General features: G+C 71.6%; 14 protein-coding genes. 13 read left to right on the forward strand and 1 reads right to left on the reverse strand.

The window, feature by feature from the left end:
• The first annotated feature begins 4 nt into the window (after positions 1 to 4).
• The 13 genes from ACZ47G_RS28600 to ACZ47G_RS28660 all read left to right on the forward strand — a co-directional run bounded on the left by ACZ47G_RS28600 (position 5) and on the right by ACZ47G_RS28660 (position 14,788).
• Positions 5 to 1,657, forward strand: a complete 1,653-nt coding sequence (locus ACZ47G_RS28600; protein WP_465747454.1) for a UDP-N-acetylmuramoyl-L-alanyl-D-glutamate--2,6-diaminopimelate ligase — start codon at positions 5 to 7, stop codon at positions 1,655 to 1,657.
• Positions 1,654 to 3,057, forward strand: a complete 1,404-nt coding sequence (locus ACZ47G_RS28605) for a UDP-N-acetylmuramoyl-tripeptide--D-alanyl-D-alanine ligase (protein WP_465747456.1) — start codon at positions 1,654 to 1,656, stop codon at positions 3,055 to 3,057. Before ACZ47G_RS28600 ends, ACZ47G_RS28605 begins: the two co-directional genes overlap by 4 nt.
• Positions 3,057 to 4,118 (forward strand): phospho-N-acetylmuramoyl-pentapeptide-transferase, encoded by a 1,062-nt coding sequence (mraY, locus tag ACZ47G_RS28610; RefSeq protein WP_465747603.1) that lies wholly within the window; start codon positions 3,057 to 3,059, stop codon positions 4,116 to 4,118. The genes ACZ47G_RS28605 and mraY overlap by 1 nt, the downstream gene beginning before the upstream one ends.
• A complete protein-coding gene (murD, locus tag ACZ47G_RS28615; RefSeq protein ID WP_465747458.1) occupies positions 4,115 to 5,548 on the forward strand; it encodes a UDP-N-acetylmuramoyl-L-alanine--D-glutamate ligase in 1,434 nt (477 codons plus the stop codon). Before mraY ends, murD begins: the two co-directional genes overlap by 4 nt.
• A 148-nt stretch (positions 5,549 to 5,696) precedes the next feature.
• Positions 5,697 to 7,067, forward strand: coding sequence for a putative lipid II flippase FtsW (ftsW, locus tag ACZ47G_RS28620; RefSeq protein ID WP_465747460.1), 1,371 nt, complete (start codon positions 5,697 to 5,699; stop codon positions 7,065 to 7,067).
• A 6-nt stretch (positions 7,068 to 7,073) separates the two neighbouring features.
• On the forward strand, positions 7,074 to 8,180 hold the full coding sequence (gene murG, locus ACZ47G_RS28625; protein WP_380462120.1) for an undecaprenyldiphospho-muramoylpentapeptide beta-N-acetylglucosaminyltransferase: 1,107 nt from the start codon (positions 7,074 to 7,076) through the stop codon (positions 8,178 to 8,180).
• Positions 8,173 to 8,946, forward strand: coding sequence for a cell division protein FtsQ/DivIB (locus ACZ47G_RS28630; RefSeq protein WP_465747462.1), 774 nt, complete (start codon positions 8,173 to 8,175; stop codon positions 8,944 to 8,946). The genes murG and ACZ47G_RS28630 overlap by 8 nt, the downstream gene beginning before the upstream one ends.
• A 362-nt stretch (positions 8,947 to 9,308) precedes the next feature.
• Positions 9,309 to 10,541 carry a cell division protein FtsZ gene (ftsZ, locus tag ACZ47G_RS28635; protein WP_465747464.1) on the forward strand — a complete coding sequence of 411 codons (1,233 nt, stop codon included), beginning with the start codon at positions 9,309 to 9,311 and terminating at the stop codon, positions 10,539 to 10,541.
• Positions 10,538 to 11,269: a peptidoglycan editing factor PgeF gene (gene pgeF / locus ACZ47G_RS28640; protein WP_465747466.1), complete on the forward strand. Its 732-nt coding sequence runs from the start codon at positions 10,538 to 10,540 to the stop codon at positions 11,267 to 11,269. Before ftsZ ends, pgeF begins: the two co-directional genes overlap by 4 nt.
• Entirely contained in the window at positions 11,269 to 12,057 is a 789-nt protein-coding gene (locus ACZ47G_RS28645; RefSeq protein WP_465747468.1) for a YggS family pyridoxal phosphate-dependent enzyme, read from the forward strand. Before pgeF ends, ACZ47G_RS28645 begins: the two co-directional genes overlap by 1 nt.
• A gap of 297 nt (positions 12,058 to 12,354) precedes the next feature.
• Entirely contained in the window at positions 12,355 to 12,963 is a 609-nt protein-coding gene (locus ACZ47G_RS28650) for a cell division protein SepF (RefSeq protein ID WP_030282899.1), read from the forward strand.
• A 98-nt stretch (positions 12,964 to 13,061) separates the two neighbouring features.
• Entirely contained in the window at positions 13,062 to 13,343 is a 282-nt protein-coding gene (locus ACZ47G_RS28655) for a YggT family protein (protein ID WP_030282903.1), read from the forward strand.
• Positions 13,344 to 13,402: 59 nt separating this feature from the next.
• Positions 13,403 to 14,788, forward strand: a complete 1,386-nt coding sequence (locus tag ACZ47G_RS28660; RefSeq protein WP_465747470.1) for a DivIVA domain-containing protein — start codon at positions 13,403 to 13,405, stop codon at positions 14,786 to 14,788.
• Between the two features lie 449 nt (positions 14,789 to 15,237).
• Here ACZ47G_RS28660 and ileS read toward each other — a convergent pair whose 3' ends face one another.
• Positions 15,238 to 18,366, reverse strand: a complete 3,129-nt coding sequence (gene ileS, locus ACZ47G_RS28665) for an isoleucine--tRNA ligase (protein WP_465747472.1) — start codon at positions 18,364 to 18,366, stop codon at positions 15,238 to 15,240.
• Positions 18,367 to 18,514 lie beyond the last annotated feature (148 nt).

The raw sequence follows: 18,514 nt of genomic DNA on the forward strand, positions 1-18,514 counted from the left end.
GAGGATGAGCAACCAGCGGGCCGGTGCGGACGGCGGCGCGGCGAAGGCCCGGTTTGGCCCTGGGCACCCTTCGGCGGATAGCCTTCCCGCCGTGCCGAAACCCGATCAAACCACCGTGAGTCCGCCCCGCCCGACCGGGGCCGCCGCCCTGCCGCTCGCCGAGCTGGCCGCCCGGCTGGGCCTGCCGCCCGTCGAGGGCGGTGCCGTCACCGGTGTCACCCACGACTCCCGCGCGGTGCGCCCGGGTGATGTGTACGTGGCCTTCCCGGGCGCCAACCACCACGGCGCTGCGTTCGCCGCCAAGGCCGCGGACGCCGGTGCGGTGGCCGTGCTGACCGACCCGGCGGGCGCCGAGCTGGCCGCCCCCACCGGGCTGCCGCTGCTGGTCGTGGACCGGCCGCGGGGCCGGATGGGCGAGCTGGCCGCGATCGTCTACGGCCACCCGTCCGAGCGGCTGCTGATGATCGGGCTGACCGGCACCAACGGCAAGACCACCACCTCGTACCTGGTCGAGGGCGGGCTGCGCGGCGCCGGGCGCAGCCCGGGCGTGATCGGCACCGTCGAGATGCGGGTCGGGGACGAGCGGATCAAGAGCGAGCGCACCACCCCCGAGGCCACCGACCTGCACGCGATCCTCGGCGTGATGGCCGAGCGCGGCGCGGACGCGGTGACCATGGAGGTCTCCAGCCACGCCCTGGTCTTCGGCCGTACCGACGGGGTGACGTACGACGTCGCGCTGTTCAACAACCTCACCCCCGAGCACCTCGACTTCCACCCGGACATGGAGGACTACTTCCAGGCGAAGGCCCGGCTGTTCCAGGCCGGCAAGTCCCGCCACGGGGTGGTCAACCTGGACGACGAGTACGGCCGCCGGCTCGCCGCCGAGGCCGAGATCCCGGTGACCTCCTTCTCCGCGACCGGTGACGCCGGGGCGGACTGGCGGGCCGTGGACGTCCAGCTCGGACCGGTCGGCTCCACCTTCCGGGTGGTCGGTCCGGACGGCGCCGAGGCCGACGCCTCCGTCCCGCTGCCCGGCCCGTTCAACGTGGCCAACGCGCTCGCCGCGATCACCGTGCTGGTCGCCGCCGGGCTGCCGCTGGAGCGGGCGGTGGCCGGAGTGGCCGCCGTCCCCGGCGTGCCGGGCCGGCTGGAGCGGGTGGACGGCGGACAGCCGTTCGTCGCCGTGGTCGACTACGCCCACAAGCCGGACGCCCTGCAGGCCGTCCTCGCCTCGCTGCGCGAGGTCACCAAGGGCCGGCTGCACGTCGTCGTCGGCTGCGGCGGCGACCGCGACCCGCACAAGCGCGGCCCGATGGGCGCCATCGCCGCCCGGCTCGCCGACACCGCCCTGCTGACCAGTGACAACCCGCGCAGCGAGGACCCGCTGGCGATCCTCGCCAGCATGCTGACCGGCGCCGCCGCGGTGCCCGAGGCCGAGCGCGGGGCCGTCCTGGTCGTCCCCGACCGGGCGGAGGCGATCCAACTCGCGGTCGCCCGCGCCCGGGCGGGGGACACCGTGTTGGTGGCCGGCAAGGGCCACGAGCTCGGCCAGTACGTACGAGACGAGATCCGCCCCTTCGACGACCGGGAGGTGCTGCGCGAATCCATCGCGCGGACCACGGCCGAGCGGGGCGACCGAGGAGTAGAGCAGCAGTGATCGCACTGACCCTCGCCGAGGTGGCGGCCGCCGTCGGAGGCACCCTGGACGGCGCCGACCCGGACACCCTGGTCACCGGCCCGGTCGAGGTCGACTCGCGGAAGGTGCGCCCCGGCGGCCTGTTCGCGGCCTTCGTCGGCGAGCACGTGGACGGCCACGACTACGCGACCACGGCGGTCGAGGCCGGCGCCGTCGCGGTGCTGGCCTCCCGCCCGGTCGGCGTGCCCGCCGTCCTGGTCGACAGTGTGGTGGAGGCGCTCGGCCGGCTGGCCCGGACCGTGGTCGCCCGGGCCGAGGGCACCACGGTGGTCGCGCTGACCGGCTCGGCCGGCAAGACCAGCACCAAGGACCTGATCGCCCAGCTGCTCCAGCGCCACGGCGAGACCGTCTTCCCGCCCGGCTCGCTGAACAACGAGATCGGCCACCCGATGACCGCGCTGCGGGTCGAGGACGGCACCCGGCACCTGGTGATGGAGATGGGCGCCCGGCACAAGGGCGACATCGAGTACCTCACCTCGATCACCCCGCCGCGGATCGGCCTGGTGCTCAACGTCGGCACCGCCCACGTCGGCGAGTTCGGCTCCCAGGAGGCGATCGCCGAGGCCAAGGGCGAGCTGGTGGAGGCGCTGCCCGCCGAGGGCGCCGCGATCCTCAACGCGGACGACCGGCTGGTGCGCGCGATGGCCTCCCGCACCAAGGCCAAGGTCGTCCTGTTCGGGGAGTCCCCGGACGCCGACGTCCGGGCGACCGACGTTCGCCTGGACGCCACCGGGCGGCCATCGTTCACGCTCACCACCCCGGCCGGTTCCGCTCCCGTGCAGCTGCGCCTGTACGGTGAGCACCACGTCTCGAACGCCCTCGCCGCCGCCGCGGTGGCGACGGAGCTCGGGATGACCGTCGACGACACCGCGGCAGCTCTGGGCGAGGCGGGTGCGCTGTCCCGCTGGCGCATGGAGGTCGTCGACCGGGCCGATGGTGTCACCGTCGTCAACGACGCCTACAACGCGAACCCCGACTCGATGCGGGCCGCGCTGCGGGCGCTGGTCTCGATGGGCGGCCGCGGTCCGGAGCGCCGCCGTACCTGGGCGGTGCTCGGCGAGATGCGGGAGCTCGGCGAGGACAGCCTGGCCGAGCACGACGCCATCGGACGGCTCGCCGTCCGGCTGGACGTCACCAAGCTGGTGGCGGTCGGCGGACGCGAGGCGGCCTGCATGGAACTCGGCGCGAGGAACGAAGGTTCGTGGGGTGAGGAGTCGGTGCTGGTGTCCGACGCGGACGCGGCGGTCGAGCTGCTGCGCAGTCAGCTGCGGCCGGGGGATGTGGTCCTGGTGAAGGCGTCCCGTTCGGTGGGGCTGGAGAAGGTGGCCGAGGCCCTCCTGACGGACGGTGTTGCCCGATGATGAAGCAGATCCTCTTCTCCGGGATGATCGGCCTGATCCTCTCGCTGGTCGGCACGCCCGCCCTGATCAAGCTGCTCGCCCGGCAGGGCTACGGCCAGTACATCCGTGACGACGGCCCCAAGGCGCACCACAGCAAGAAGGGCACGCCCACCATGGGCGGCATCGCCTTCATCCTGGCGACCCTGATCGCGTACTTCGGCACCAAGGCGATAACGGGCGAGAGCCCGACCGCCTCCGGGCTGTTGGTGCTCTTCCTGACCACCGGTCTCGGCCTGGTGGGCTTCCTGGACGACTACATCAAGGTCGTCAAGCGCCGCTCGCTGGGTCTGCGGGCCAAGGCGAAGCTGGCCGGCCAGTCGATCGTCGGCCTGGTGTTCGCCATCCTGGCGCTGCAGTTCCACGACGACCGCGGGCTCAGCCCGGCCTCCCAGTCGCTGTCCTTCGTGCGCGACTTCAAGTGGGCGATCGGCCCGGTGCTGTTCGTCATCTTCGCGTACTTCATGATCGCGGCGACCTCCAACGGCGTGAACCTGACGGACGGTCTGGACGGTCTCGCCACCGGTGCCTCGGTGATGGCCTTCGGTGCCTACACCTTCATCGGCGTCTGGGAGTACACCCAGAGCTGCGCCTACGCCATCACGGCGACCGGCAGCTGCTACGACGTCCGCGACCCGCTGGACCTCGCGGTGGTCGCCGCCGCCCTGATGGGCTCCTGCTTCGGCTTCCTGTGGTGGAACACCTCGCCCGCCAAGATCTTCATGGGTGACACCGGCTCGCTCGCCCTCGGCGGCGCCCTGGCCGGCCTCGCGATCTGCTCGCGCACCGAGCTGCTGCTGATCCTGCTCGGCGGCCTCTTCCTGATCATCACCCTGTCGGTGATCATCCAGGTCGGCTCCTTTCGGATGACCGGCAAGCGCGTCTTCAAGATGGCGCCACTGCAGCACCACTTCGAACTCAAGGGCTGGAGCGAAGTCCTGGTCGTGGTCCGCTTCTGGATCATCCAGGGCCTGTGCGTGGCCGTCGGCCTCGGCCTCTTCTACGCGGGATACCGGACCGGATGACGAACCCTGACTTCTCTGACCTGCCCGTCGTCGTCGCCGGACTCGGCGTCTCGGGCATCAGCGCCGCGCGCGTCCTGAACGGGCTCGGCGCGAGCGTCACCGTGGTCGACGGCGGCGGCGGCGAGGGCCTCCGGGCCCGCGCCGCCGAGCTGGAGGCGATCGGCGTCGCGGTGCGCCTGGGCGACGGCGCGAGCCTGCCCGAGGGCACCGAACTGATCGTCACCTCGCCCGGCTGGGCCCCCGACAGCGCGCTGTTCGCCGCCGCCGAGGCGGCCGGGGTGCCCGTCTGGGGCGACGTCGAGCTGGCCTGGCGGCTGCGCAAGCCGCTGCCGGGCACCGGTGAGCCCGCCCCCTGGCTGGCCGTCACCGGCACCAACGGCAAGACCACCACCGTCCAGATGCTCGCCTCGATCCTCACCGCGGCCGGCAAGCGCACCGCCGCCGTCGGCAACGTCGGGGTCTCGGTGCTGGACGCGGTGCTCGCCGAGGAGCCGTACGACGTGCTCGCCGTCGAGCTCTCCAGCTACCAGCTGCACTGGGCGCCCTCGCTGCGCCCGTACTCGGCGGCCGTGCTCAACCTGGCCCCGGACCACCTCGACTGGCACGGCTCGATGGAGGCGTACGCCGCCGACAAGGGCCGGATCTACGAGGGCAACGTGGTGGCCTGCGTGTACAACCTGGCCGACCCGGCCACCGAGGCGCTGGTCCGTGAGGCCGATGTCGAGGAGGGCTGCCGGGCGGTCGGCTTCGGGCTCGGCGCGCCCGGGCTGTCGAACTTCGGCGTCGTGGACGGCCTGCTGGTCGACCGCGCCTTCGTCGCGGACCGGGCCAAGAACGCGGCCGAGCTGGGCTCCGTCGAGGACGTCAACCCGCCGGCCCCGCACAACATCGCCAACGCGCTCGCCGCGGCGGCGCTGGCCCGGGCGTACGGGGTCGAGCCGAAGGCCGTCCGGGAGGGCCTGCGGGCCTTCCGCCCGGACGCCCACCGGATCGCCGAGGTCGGTACCGTCCGCGAGGTCACGTACATCGACGACTCCAAGGCCACCAACACCCACGCCGCCGCGGCCTCGCTGGCCGCCTACCGGCCGATCGTCTGGGTCGCCGGGGGACTGGCCAAGGGCGCGACCTTCGACGACCTCGTCCAGGGCGCGGCCGAGCGGCTGCGCGCGGTCGTGCTGATCGGGCAGGACCGGGCGCTGATCCGGGAGGCACTGGAGCGACACGCTCCGGATGTGCCGGTGATCGAGGCGGCCGAGGGCCAGACTGGCGCGGTGGCGATGACCGAGATCGTTCGAACGGCCGCATCGCTCGCCCGATCGGGTGACACGGTGCTGCTGGCCCCGGCCTGCGCCTCGATGGACATGTTCACCAACTACGGCGAGCGCGGCGACCTGTTCGCGGCGGCCGTCCGGGAGCTGGCGGGCGAGTAGTCGGGCCCCGGAGAGTGAGCCGAAGGGCCGCGCCGACGCCGAAAGGGAGAAGCGAGGAGGCCCCGAGGAACGAGGGGCATTGGAGCGACGACCGTCGGCGTCGGCGCGGAGCGGCCCGGAGGCGAACGAGCCGCGGAAAAGGGGAGCGGTGGCGGGGCAGGGCAGGGCGGATTCCGGTGCGACCGAGCAGGACGCCGCCGAGCCGTGGCGAGTGATCTCCGCCACCACGACCAAGTACAAGTCGGCCGGTCCGCTGGGGCGGTTGCAGGCCTTCCGGGCCCGCGTCCGGTACTGGCTGGACCGGCCGCTCACGCCGTACCTGCTGATCGTCGGCACCACTCTGCTGCTGGTCGTGCTCGGCCTGATGATGGTCTTCTCGGCCTCGCAGATCCTGGCGCTGAACCAGCACCACACCGCGCAGTACTACTTCCTCAAGCAGCTGATCGCCGGCATCCTCGGCCTGGTCCTGCTGGCCGGCTTCGCCTCCGTCCCGGTGGCGGTGCTGCGGGTGATCGTCTACCCGGTGATGTTCGGGGTGATCGGCGCGCTCGCGCTGGTCGCCGTGCCCGGCATCGGGGTGCGGATCAACGGCAACCAGAACTGGCTGGACTTCGGGTTCTTCCAGTTCCAGCCCTCCGAGTTCGCCAAGCTCGCGCTGGTGCTCTGGGGCGCCGACCTGCTCGCCCGCAAGCAGAAGGCCGGCACCCTCACCTCCTGGAAGCACCTGCTGGTGCCGCTGGTGCCGGGCGCCCTGCTGCTGCTCGCGCTGATCATGATCGGCGGTGACATGGGCACCTCGATGATCCTGGTGGCCATGGTGTTCGCGCTGCTCTGGATGGTCGGCGCACCGCTGCGGCTGTTCGTGGCCACCCTCGGCGTGGCGGTCGTGGTCTGCACCGCCCTGGTGATCACCGTCCCGCACCGGGCCGAGCGCCTGGGCTGCATCGGCGTCACCAAGCTCGACCCGGAGGGCGCCTGCTTCCAGGCCCTGCACGGCGTGTACTCGTTCGCCCTCGGCGGCGGCTTCGGCACCGGCCTCGGCGCCGGCGTGGAGAAGTGGGGCCAGCTGCCCGAGGCGCACACCGACTTCATCTTCGCCGCGACCGGCGAGGAACTCGGTCTGGTGGGGACGCTGTCGGTGATCGGTCTCTTCGCGGCACTAGGCTACGCGGGTATCCGTGTGGCCATCGGTACGAAGGATCCCTTCGTCAGGTACGCCGCGGGAGCCGCCACCACCTGGATCATGGCGCAGGCCATGATCAACCTGGGGTCGGCGCTGGGACTGCTGCCCATCGCGGGCGTCCCGCTCCCGCTGTTCTCCTACGGCGGTTCCGCCATGCTGTCGGCCATGTCCGCGATCGGAGTGCTGCTGTGCCTGGCGCGCAGCTCCTCGGGCGCGAAGGCGGCCCTGGCCGCCCGGAGCAAGAACTCCCGGATCAGGAAGCGACTGGCCCGGGTGCTGCCACGACGACGAACCACAGCGCGCCCGGTCCCCGGGCCGGCACGCAGGGAGCGGTGAATTTCGGTGCATGTCGTACTCGCCGGCGGGGGGACCGCCGGTCACATCGAGCCGGCCATGGCCCTCGCGGACGCACTCCGCAGGCACGACCCGTCCATCGGGATCACCGCCCTGGGCACCGAGAAGGGCCTGGAGACCCGGCTGGTACCCGAGCGCGGTTACCAGCTGGAGCTCATCCCGGCCGTCCCGCTGCCCCGCAAGCCCACCCCCGAGCTGATCACCGTCCCCGGCCGGCTGCGCGGCACCGTGCGGGCCGCCCAGGAGATCATCGAGCGGGTCAACGCGGACGCCGTGGTCGGCTTCGGCGGTTACGTCGCGATGCCCGCCTACCTGGCCGCCAAGCGGGCCGGCGTGCCGATCGTGGTGCACGAGGCCAACGCCCGCCCGGGCCTGGCCAACAAGATCGGCGCCCGCTACACCGACTTCGTCGCGGTCTCCACCCCGGACAGCAAGCTGCGCGACTCCCGGTACATCGGCATCCCGCTGCGCCGGACCATCGCCACCCTGGACCGCAACGCCACCCGGCCGGAGGCCCGCCAGCACTTCGGCCTCGACCAGCGGCTGCCCACCCTGCTGGTCTCCGGCGGCTCCCAGGGCGCGCGCCGGCTCAACGAGACGGTCACCGCGATCGCCCCGCGGCTGCAGCAGTACGGCGTGCAGATCCTGCACGCGGTCGGCCCGAAGAACGAGCTGCCGCAGGTCGCGGACGTCCCCGGGATGCCGCCGTACCGCCCGGTGCCGTACATCGACCGGATGGACCTCGCCTACGCCGCGGCCGACCTGATGCTCTGCCGGGCCGGCGCCATGACCGTCGCCGAGCTGGCCGCCGTCGGCCTGCCCGCCGCCTTCGTGCCGCTGCCGATCGGCAACGGCGAGCAGCGGCTGAACGCCCAGCCGATGGTCAAGGCCGGCGGCGGCCTGCTGGTGGACGACGCCGAGCTGACCCCGGACTGGGTACTGCAGAACGTGCTGCCGGTGCTCACCGACCCCCAGCGGCTGTGGGACATGAGCCGGGCCGCCGCCGAGTTCGGCCGCCGGGACGCCGACGACCTGCTGGTCGGCATGGTGTACGAGGCGATCCAGGCCCACCGGGGCGGTCGCCGACGTGGCTGACGGCCGGCTCGCCGACCCTCTGGACGAGGAGCTGGAGGAGGAGTCCGCTCCTCGCCTCCGGCTCTCCCGGCGGGGCATCGCGGTGCTGAGCGTGCTCGGCGCCGCGGTGCTGGGCGGGCTGGCCTGGATGGTGTTCTTCTCCTCGGTGCTGGACGTGCGCGACGTCGCTGTCCAGGGCGCGACGGACGACAAGCTGACGTCGGACCAGGTCCGCCAGGCGGTCGGCGGACTGGCCGACGGTCCGCTGGCCCGGGTCGACCTGGACGGCGTCCGGCACCGGGTGGAGGCGATCCCCCGGGTGGCGAAGGCCGAGGTGTGGCGGGGCTGGCCGCACACCCTGCAGGTCAAGGTGGTCCAGCGGACGGCGGCCGCCGCCGTCAAGGGGGATGACGGACAGTTCACCCAGGTGGATGCCTCCGGCGTGAGCTTCGCCACCGAGGCGGCACCCCCGCAGGGCGTGCCGGTGGTGGAACTGCGGCTCAGTCAGTCCGCGAAGGACGTGGACGGGGTGATCTCCCGGGGCCAGTTGGTGCAGGGTGCGGTGGCGGTGGCCGCCGGGCTCCCGCCGGAGATCGCCAAGCGGGCCGGATCCGTCCTGGTGCACTCCTACGACGACATCGAACTGCAGCTCAGCGGGGGTGCGACGGTGCGTTGGGGGAGTCCGGAGGAGACCGATCGGAAGGCCCGGGTGCTGCTGGCGCTGATGAAGCAGAAGGGCACTGCCTTCGACGTGACGGCGCCTGAGGCGCCGGCGGTGTCCGGCTGATCCGCTAGATTCTGTGCCCGAGGGAGGGGTTGACGCCTCGAAGTGTCGGCCCGACCCTTGGTGGTCACCCCGGTTTCCATTGCCGACCGATGATCACATAGGCTCAAAAGAAAAAGGGAAGCTCGGCGTGTTCGTTGAAACGCGTGCCCAGAGCCACCTAGTGTCCTGTGTCACCAGACTCTGTCCATTGGTGATGTGACGGAGGCACAGGACTAACCCTAAAGGTCAAGTTTAGGGTTGGGGTCGGCGGTCGGCATTTCGGACATTCAGTCAGAAACCAGGCTCCCTACCCATCGACATCCGTCGGTACGGCCCCCGTCGGGCCGGGCCGACCCGGAAATTCGAGGCGAGAGGCCTTCGACGTGGCAGCACCGCAGAACTACCTCGCAGTCATCAAGGTCGTCGGAATCGGCGGCGGTGGTGTCAACGCCATCAACCGGATGATCGAGGTCGGTCTCAAGGGCGTCGAGTTCATCGCGATCAACACCGATGCGCAGGCCCTCCTCATGAGCGACGCCGACGTCAAGCTCGATGTGGGCCGTGAACTCACCCGGGGCCTCGGCGCCGGCGCCAACCCCGAGGTCGGCCGCAAGGCCGCCGAGGACCACCGCGAGGAGATCGAGGAGGTCCTCAAGGGGGCCGACATGGTCTTCGTGACCGCCGGCGAGGGCGGTGGCACGGGCACGGGCGGCGCGCCCGTCGTCGCCAACATCGCCCGCTCGCTGGGCGCCCTGACCATCGGCGTGGTCACCCGCCCCTTCACCTTCGAGGGCCGCCGCCGGGCCAACCAGGCCGAGGACGGCATCGCCTCCCTGCGCGAAGAGGTCGACACCCTCATCGTGATCCCCAACGACCGCCTGCTGTCCATCTCGGACCGCCAGGTCAGCGTCCTCGACGCGTTCCGCTCGGCGGACCAGGTCCTGCTCTCCGGTGTCCAGGGCATCACCGACCTGATCACCACCCCGGGTCTGATCAACCTCGACTTCGCCGACGTCAAGTCCGTCATGTCGGACGCCGGTTCGGCGCTCATGGGCATCGGTTCGGCCCGCGGCGAGGACCGCGCCAAGGCGGCCGCCGTGATGGCGATCTCCTCGCCGCTGCTGGAGGCCTCGATCGACGGCGCCCGCGGCGTGCTGCTGTCCATCTCGGGCGGCTCCGACCTCGGTCTGTTCGAGATCAACGAGTCGGCCCAGCTGGTCAGCGAGGCGGCCCACCCCGAGGCCAACATCATCTTCGGTGCGGTCATCGACGACGCGCTCGGCGACGAGGTGCGGGTCACCGTCATCGCGGCCGGCTTCGACGGCGGCCAGCCGCCGGCGATCGTCCGCGACCCGGTGGTGAAGTCCACCACCCCCGCCGCCCCGGCCACCCCGCCGGCCGCCCCGGAGCGTCCGGCCGGCCGTCCGTCCTACGGGAGCATCGGCTCGGTGACGTCCCGTTCGGACGGGGAGGCCCCGGCCGCCCCGTCGCGTTCGACCGAGACCCCGGCCACCACGACCGCCGCCGCCCCGGTGCCGCCGCAGGTGCAGCCGGTCCGGCAGCCGTTCGTGGAGAGCCCGGCCGAGGAACTCGACGTCCCGGACTTCCTTAAGTGATCGATCACGCCGTACGCGCGGGTGCTCACTTCGCCTTCACCGACAGGTGGGGCGGGGTGAGCACTTCGCCGTACGGGGAGCTCAACCTCGGCGGTGCGGTGGGGGACGACCCCGGGGCCGTCCGGGAGAACCGGGCCGTCGCGGCCCGGGAGCTGGGGCTCGACCCGGCCGACGTGGTCTGGATGAACCAGGTGCACGGTGCCGAGGTGGCCGTGGTGACCGAGCGCCAGCCGCTCGGGGCCGCCCCGACGGTGGACGCGGTGGTCACCGACCGGCCGCTCGCCCTCGCGGTGCTGACCGCGGACTGCACCCCGGTGCTGCTGGCCGACCCGGTGACGGGCGTGGTGGGCGCGGCCCACGCGGGGCGGCCCGGACTCGCGGCCGGAGTGGTGCCCGCGGTCGTCCGGGCGATGGTCGCCCTGGGGGCCGAGCCGGCGCGGATCACCGCCGCCACCGGCCCCGCGGTCTGCGGACGCTGCTACGAGGTGCCGGCCCAACTGCGCGCCGAGGTCGCCGAGGTCGTCCCGGCGGCTTTCGCCGAGACCTCGTGGGGGACCCCGGCGCTGGACGTGCCGGAGGGCGTCGCGGCCCAGCTGGCCGCGGCCGGAGTCACCGAACTGGTGCGCTCACCGGTCTGCACCCTCGAATCCGCCGATCACTTCTCCTATCGCCGCGAGCAGCGCACCGGCCGGCTCGCGAGCTACGTCTGGTTGGGCTCTGATCACTGATGACGAACGACATCTACGGACCGTTCCCGGGAAGCGCGGAGTTCCTCCAGGTGCTGACCGAGGGCCAGCGGGCCCGGTACGAGGAGCTCGGGACCAACCTGGACGTGGTGGAGCGCCGGATCGTGGACGCCTGTGCGGCCGCCGGGCGCCCGCGCGAGGACGTCACCCTGATCGTCGTCACCAAGACCTACCCGGCCGAGGACACCGCGCTGCTGGCCGGACTGGGTGTGACGGATGTCGCGGAGAACCGGGACCAGGACGCCGCGCCCAAGGCGGAACAGTGCAGAAACCTTCCTCTTGACTGGCACTTCGTCGGGCAGCTGCAGACCAACAAAGTCCGCTCGGTGGTCCGGTACGCGAACCACGTGCACTCGGTCGACCGGCTGCGGCTGGTCGAATCGCTCTCCGCGGCCGTACTCAAGTCCGAGCGCCCGGAGCTGGGTTGCCTGGTGCAGGTGGCGCTCGACAAGGAGCACGGGGAGGGCGGGCACCGGGCCGGGGTCGCCCCCGAGGACGTCGCGGAACTCACCGACGCGATCGCCGACACGCCCGGCCTGCGCCTGGACGGTGTGATGACGGTCGCTCCGCTGGCCGGTCCGCTGGCCGGCGACCCGGCTCGCGCCTTCGACCGGCTGACGGAAATCGCAACCGCCGTACGGGCGGCCCATCCGGCTGCCACCATGGTCTCCGCAGGCATGAGCGGTGACCTTGAGCAGGCGATTGCCGCCGGAGCGACACATGTACGCGTCGGAACGGCGGTACTCGGAGTGAGGTCACCCCTCGGGTAACGTCACCGGGTAGTAGATCAGACTGCAGGACAAAATAGGACAGAAGCTAGCAGCTTTCCGAAGTGCTGGCCAACCGTGGATCGCAGCTCCGCGGCCCCCACTCCACGTACTCTGACAGGTTGTCGACCTGACGCGCCGTCGTGGGGGGATCGCGGAATCCGCAGGCGGGGCCCTTGGTCGCCCGCCGTCGGGACGGTCCTCAGGAGCGAGCGAAGCGAGCGACCACCGGAAGGTGCGCGCTTCGCGAAGCAACCACCGAGCGTGAGCGAGGTGGTCATGAGCGGAGGAGACAGGAGCATGGCCGGCGCAATGCGCAAGATGGCGGTCTACCTCGGCCTCGTGGAGGACGAGACGTACGACGGCCAGGGGTACGACCCCGACGACGACTACGACGCGGACCCCGAGCCGATCCGCACCGGGCAGCGGACCGAGGACATTCCCCGGCCGGCCGCCGCCCCCGCGCCCGCCCCGGTCTCCTCGATCACCCCGCAGCCGGTCCCGGCGGCGGTGCCGATCCGGCAGGAGACCCCGAGGATGGCCCCCGTGTCGTCCATCACACCCGAACGACGCCACAACCTGGAGAAGAGCGCCCCGGTGATCATGCCCAAGGTAGTGAACGAACGAGAGCCCTACCGCATCACCACGCTGCACCCCCGGACCTACAACGAGGCCCGTACCATCGGGGAACAGTTCCGCGGCGGGACCCCCGTGATCATGAATCTGACCGAGATGGACGACACGGACGCGAAGCGGCTCGTAGACTTCGCCGCTGGACTCGTCTTCGGTCTGCACGGCAGTATCGAGCGCGTGACACAGAAGGTGTTCCTGCTGTCGCCTGCTAACGTCGATGTCACGGCGGAGGACAAGGCTCGGATCGCCGAGGGTGGGTTCTTCAACCAGAGCTGACCCGGCCACGACTTTACGTGTGGATCTGATCAACAGTGGTTGGCGACAGGTGATGAGCGGCAGGCCCTAGGGCCCGTGACCGGGGAGAGGGAAACGCGATGGACATCGTGTGGGCGGTGCTCTACTACGCCCTGACCGTCTTCCTGGTGTTCCTGCTCGTACGACTGGTCATGGACTGGGTCTTCCAGTTCGCGCGTTCGTGGCGGCCCGGCAAGGCCATGGTCCTGGTCCTGGAGGCCACGTACACTGTCACGGATCCGCCGCTCAAGCTTCTTCGGCGGTTCATTCCGCCGTTGCGTTTCGGGGGCGTGGCGCTCGACCTGTCCTTCTTCGTACTGATGATCATTGTGTATGTCCTGATCTCGCTTGTGCACCCCTAGTCGTAGGTGAGCGATGCGACAGGATGCCGGTGTGCCGACGATCACGTTGAGGTGAAGAGATGCCATTGACCCCCGAGGACGTTCGGAACAAGCAGTTCACGACCGTCCGCCTGCGTGAAGGCTATGACGAGGACGAGGTCGATGCCTTCCTCGACGAGGTCGAGGCGGAGCTGACCCGCCTCCTCCGGGAGAACGAGGACCTGCGGGCCAAGCTGGCCGCCGCGACTCGCGCCGCCGCGCAGAACCAGGCCAACATGCGGAAGGAACCGCCGCAGGACGCCCAGCGTCCGGCCGCGCCCGTCCCGGCCGCCATATCCGGCCCGCCGGTCCCCGGCCAGCAGGGCCCGGGTGGCCCGCAGCAGATGGGCCCCGGCGGCCCGCAGCAGATGGGTCCGGGCGGTCCCCAGCAGATGGGTCCGGGTGGCCCGCAGCAGATGGGCCCCGGCGGTCCGCAGCAGCAGATGGGCAACCAGCCGCTCGGCCTGCCCTCCGGCGCGCCGCAGCTCCCGGCCGGCCCGGGCGGCCAGATGGGCCCCGGTGGCCAGCAGCAGCAGATGGGCCAGACCATGGGCGGCCAGCAGCAGCTGGTCCAGCCGATGGGCGGTCAGATGCTCCAGCCCATGGGCGGTCCCGGTGGCCCGCAGCAGATGGGCAACCCGATGGGCCAGGGCATGGGCCAGCAGCAGATGCAGCCGATGGGTGGCCCCATGGGCGGCCAGCAGCAGCAGATGGGCGGCCCGCTCGGCGGCCCGATGCAGCAGCAGGGCCCCGGTGGCGACAGCGCCGCCCGCGTGCTGGCGCTCGCTCAGCAGACCGCCGACCAGGCGATCTCCGAGGCCCGTTCCGAGGCCAACAAGATCGTCGGCGAGGCGCGCAGCCGGGCCGAGGGCCTGGAGCGCGACGCCCGTGCCAAGGCCGACGCCCTGGAGCGGGACGCGCAGGAGAAGCACCGCGTCGCGATGGGGTCGCTGGAGTCCGCGCGGGCCACGCTGGAGCGCAAGGTCGAGGACCTGCGGGCGTTCGAGCGTGAGTACCGCACGCGCCTGAAGTCCTACCTGGAGACCCAGCTGCGCCAGCTGGAGTCGCAGGCGGACGACTCGCTCGCGCCGCCGCGGATCCCCGCCACCGCGTCGCTGCCCCCGGCGGCTTCGTCGATGGCGCCAGCCGGTGCCGGGTCGATGGGCTCTGCGCCGTCGTTCGGTGGGAACCAGCCGTCGTTCGGGGGCAGCTCGCCGTCCTTCGGGGGGCAGAGCTCCTTCGGCGGGAACGCGCCGGCGCCGAGCTTCGGTGGGCAGGGCGGCGGTGGCAACAGCGGTGCGCCGCAGATGCAGCCGGCCGGGATGACCCAGCCGATGGCGGCCGTCCGGCCGCAGCCGCCGCAGCCGATGCAGCAGGCTCCTGCGCCGATGCGGGGCTTTCTGATCGACGAGGATGGCGACAACTGAGGTTGTAGCAGGGTTTTTTGAGGGCGTCTCCTTTCTGGCCTTTGGGTTGGGGAGGGGGCGCTCTCTTTGTTTGGGGGGCGGGGGTGGGGGGCGCTGCGCGGGGCTGTGGTTGGGGGTGGGCTTTCGGGAGGGTGGGTGGCCGGGGGCGGTTCCGGGGGTGGGTGCTCCGGGGGCTGGGTGATTTTCCGACTGCCGATTCTGTGGGTGGGGGGTTGAGACCGTTGGCAGTCTGAAAATCACCCGTCACGCCCCTCTCCGCACCCACCCCCTCCACCGCCCCCTCCCGCAGCGCGTCCCTCTCGCCTGGGTCGGGTGGGGAGGGGGAGGTGGGGGTGGAGGGGGTGGGTGGGTGCGGGTTGGGGGGTGGGGTGTGGGTTGGGGGTGGGGTGTTGGGGGTGGGTGTGGCGAAGCCGCCGGCACCCTGGGGGTGACGGCGGCTTCGGGGTGGGTCAGGCCTTGCGGAGTTGGAAGGCGAGGCCGAGGGATTCGTCGGTGAAGGTGGTGGACTCCCAGTCGGCTGCGCCGGCGGCGAAGTCGGTGGCGAGGACCTCCTCGGCGACCAGGGGGCCGTGTTCGGCGATGGCCTCGGCGGTGTCCTCCGAGGTGGCGCGCCAGCGGAGGACGATGCGGTCGGCGACGTCCAGGCCGGAGTTCTTGCGGGCCTCCTGGATCTGGCGGATGGCGTCGCGGGCGATGCCGAGGCGCTTCAGCTCCGGGGTGATGGCCAGATCGAGGGCGACGGTGGCGCCGGACTCGTTGGCGACGGCCCAGCCCTCGCGCGGGGTCTCGGTGATGATCACCTCGTCGGGGGAGAGGGTGATCGTCTCGCCGTTGAGTTCGACGCCGGTCTCGCCGGAGGCGCGCAGGTCGGCGGCGAGCTGGGCGGCGTCCGCGGCGGCGACCGCCTTGGCGACGTCCTGCACGCCCTTGCCGAAACGCTTGCCCAGCGCGCGGAAGTTGGCCTTGGCGGTGGTGTCGACGAGGGAGCCGCCGACCTCGGCGAGGGATTCGAGGGTGGCGACGTTGAGCTCCTCGGCGATCTGCGCGCGCAGGTCGGCGGGCAGCTCCTCCCAGCCCTGGGCCGCGACCAGGGCGCGGGACAGCGGCTGACGGGTCTTCACGCCGGACTCGGCGCGGGTGGCCCGGCCCAGCTCGACCAGGCGGCGGACCAGCGCCATGTGCCGGGAGAGTTCGGTGTCGATCAGCGTCTCGTCGGCCTCGGGCCAGGTGGCCAGGTGCACGGAGGCCGGGGCCTGGGGGTCGGTGGGGACGATGAGGTCCTGCCAGACCCGTTCGGTGATGAACGGGGTGAGCGGGGCCATCAGGCGGGTGACGGTCTCCAGCGCCTCGTGCAGGGTGGCGAGCGCGGCGGCGTCGCCCTGCCAGAAGCGGCGGCGGCCGCGGCGGACGTACCAGTTGGAGAGGTCGTCGACGAAACCGGAGAGCAGCTTGCCGGCGCGCTGGGTGTCGTAGGCCTCGAAGGCCGCGTCGACCTCGCGGACCAGGGTGTTCAGCTCGGAGAGCACCCAGCGGTCCAGCTGCGGGCGGTCGGCCGGGGCCGGGTCGGTCGCGGAGGGCGCCCAGTTCGAGGTGCGGGCGTACAGGGCCTGGAAGGCGACGGTGTTCCAGTAGGTGAGGAGGGTCTTGCGGACCACCTCCTGGATGGTGCCGTGGCCGACCCGGCGGGCCGACCAGGGCGAGCCGCCGGCCGCCATGAACCAGCGGACGGCGTCCGCGCCGTGCTGGTCCATCAGCGGGATCGGCTGCAGGATGTTGCCCAGGTGCTTGGACATCTTGCGGCCGTCCTCGGCCAGGATGTGGCCCAGGCAGACGACGTTCTCGTAGCTGTTCTTGTCGAACACCAGGGTGCCGACGGCCATCAGCGTGTAGAACCAGCCGCGGGTCTGGTCGATCGCCTCGGAGATGAACTGCGCCGGGTAGCGCTTCTCGAACAGCTCCTTGTTCTGGTACGGGTAGCCGTACTGGGCGAAAGGCATCGAGCCCGAGTCGTACCAGGCGTCGATGACCTCGGGCACGCGGGTGGCGGTGCCGCCGCAGTCACGGCAGGCGAAGGTGACCGCGTCGATGTACGGGCGGTGCGGGTCCAGGCCGCTCTGGTCGGTGCCGGTGAGTTCGCTGAGTTCGGCCAGCGAGCCGACGCAGGTGAGGTGGCCCTCCTCGCAGCGCCAGATCGGCAGCGGGGTGCCCCAGTAGCGGTTGCGGCTGAGCGCCCAGTCGATGTTGTTGTTCAGCCAGTCGCCGAAGCGGCCGTGCTTGACCGTCTCCGGGAACCAGTTGGTGGCCTCGTTCTCGCGGATCAGCGCGTCCTTGACGGCGGTGGTCCGGATGTACCAGGACGGCTGCGCGTAGTAGAGCAGCGCGGTGTGGCAGCGCCAGCAGTGCGGGTAGCTGTGCTCGTACGGCAGGTGGCGGAAGAGCAGGCCGCGCTCCTTGAGGTCCGCGACCAGGGCCTCGTCGGCCTTCTTGAAGAACTGGCCGCCGACCAGCGGGACCTCGGGGGCGAAGGTGCCGTCGGCGAGCACCGGGTTGACCACCGGGAGGCCGTACTTGCGGCAGGTCGCGAGGTCGTCCGCGCCGAAGGCGGGGGACTGGTGGACGATGCCGGTGCCGTCCTCGGTGGTGACGTAGTCGGCGTTGAGGACGTAGTGGGCGTTCTCGATCTCGACCAGGTCGAAGGGGCGGCGGTAGGCCCAGCGCTCCATCTCGGCACCGGTGAAGGACTCGCCGGTGCTCTCCCAGCCCTCGCCGAGCGCCTTGGCCAGCAGCGGCTCGGCCACGACCAGTTGCTCGTTGCCGTCGGTGGCCACCACGTAGGTGACCTCCGGGTGGACGGCGGCGGCGGTGTTGGAGACCAGCGTCCACGGGGTGGTGGTCCAGACCAGCAGGGCGGCTCGGCCGGCCAGCGGGCCGCTGGTCAGCGGGAAGCGGACGAACACCGAGGGGTCGACCACGGTCTCGTAGCCCTGGGCCAGCTCGTGGTCGGACAGGCCGGTGCCGCAGCGCGGGCACCAGGGGGCGACCCGGTGGTCCTGGACCAGCAGGCCCTTGTCGAAGATCTGCTTGAGCGACCACCAGACGGACTGGACGTACGACGGGTCCATCGTGCGGTAGGCCTCGTCGAGGTCGACCCAGTAGCCCATGCGGGTGGTCAGCTCGGCGAAGGCGTCGGTGTGGCGGGTCACCGAGTCGCGGCACTTGGCGTTGAACTCGGCGATGCCGTACGCCTCGATGTCCTGCTTGCCGGAGAAGCCCAGCTCCTTCTCGACGGCCAGCTCGACCGGGAGGCCGTGGCAGTCCCAGCCGGCCTTGCGGGCGACGTGGTAGCCCTTCATCGTCCGGTACCGGGGGAAGACGTCCTTGAAGACGCGGGCCTCGATGTGGTGGGCACCGGGCATGCCGTTGGCGGTCGGCGGGCCCTCGTAGAACACCCACTCGGGGCGGCCCTCGGACTGCTCCAGGCTGCGCTGGAACACCTTGTTGTCCTGCCAGAAGGAGAGGATCTGGTGTTCGAGGGCGGGGAGATCGACCTGTGCGGGGACGGGGTGATAGGTGTTCATCGCGGGCGTCTACCTCCGGCGGATGCTGGGACTGGATCCTCCGGAGGGACGAGACGGCCTGGCCGCCCCGCGGTACCACCCTCCTTGGCCGCCGTACTGCGCTGCGGCCCTCTTGTTTGGGCTTGCTGCCGGGTCTAGTGGGCCGCCG

It is taken from the genome of Kitasatospora sp. NPDC030952, assembly GCF_055571335.1.

Coding starts and splice junctions, on each gene's coding strand:
- ACZ47G_RS28650 (WP_030282899.1), top strand. CDS start 12,355: ATGGCCGGCGCAATGCGCAAGATGGCGGTCTACCTCGGCCTCGTGGAG.
- ACZ47G_RS28660 (WP_465747470.1), top strand. CDS start 13,403: ATGCCATTGACCCCCGAGGACGTTCGGAACAAGCAGTTCACGACCGTC.
- murD (WP_465747458.1), top strand. CDS start 4,115: ATGACGAACCCTGACTTCTCTGACCTGCCCGTCGTCGTCGCCGGACTC.
- ACZ47G_RS28600 (WP_465747454.1), top strand. CDS start 5: ATGAGCAACCAGCGGGCCGGTGCGGACGGCGGCGCGGCGAAGGCCCGG.
- ACZ47G_RS28645 (WP_465747468.1), top strand. CDS start 11,269: ATGACGAACGACATCTACGGACCGTTCCCGGGAAGCGCGGAGTTCCTC.
- mraY (WP_465747603.1), top strand. CDS start 3,057: ATGAAGCAGATCCTCTTCTCCGGGATGATCGGCCTGATCCTCTCGCTG.
- ileS (WP_465747472.1), bottom strand. CDS start 18,366: ATGAACACCTATCACCCCGTCCCCGCACAGGTCGATCTCCCCGCCCTC.
- ACZ47G_RS28655 (WP_030282903.1), top strand. CDS start 13,062: ATGGACATCGTGTGGGCGGTGCTCTACTACGCCCTGACCGTCTTCCTG.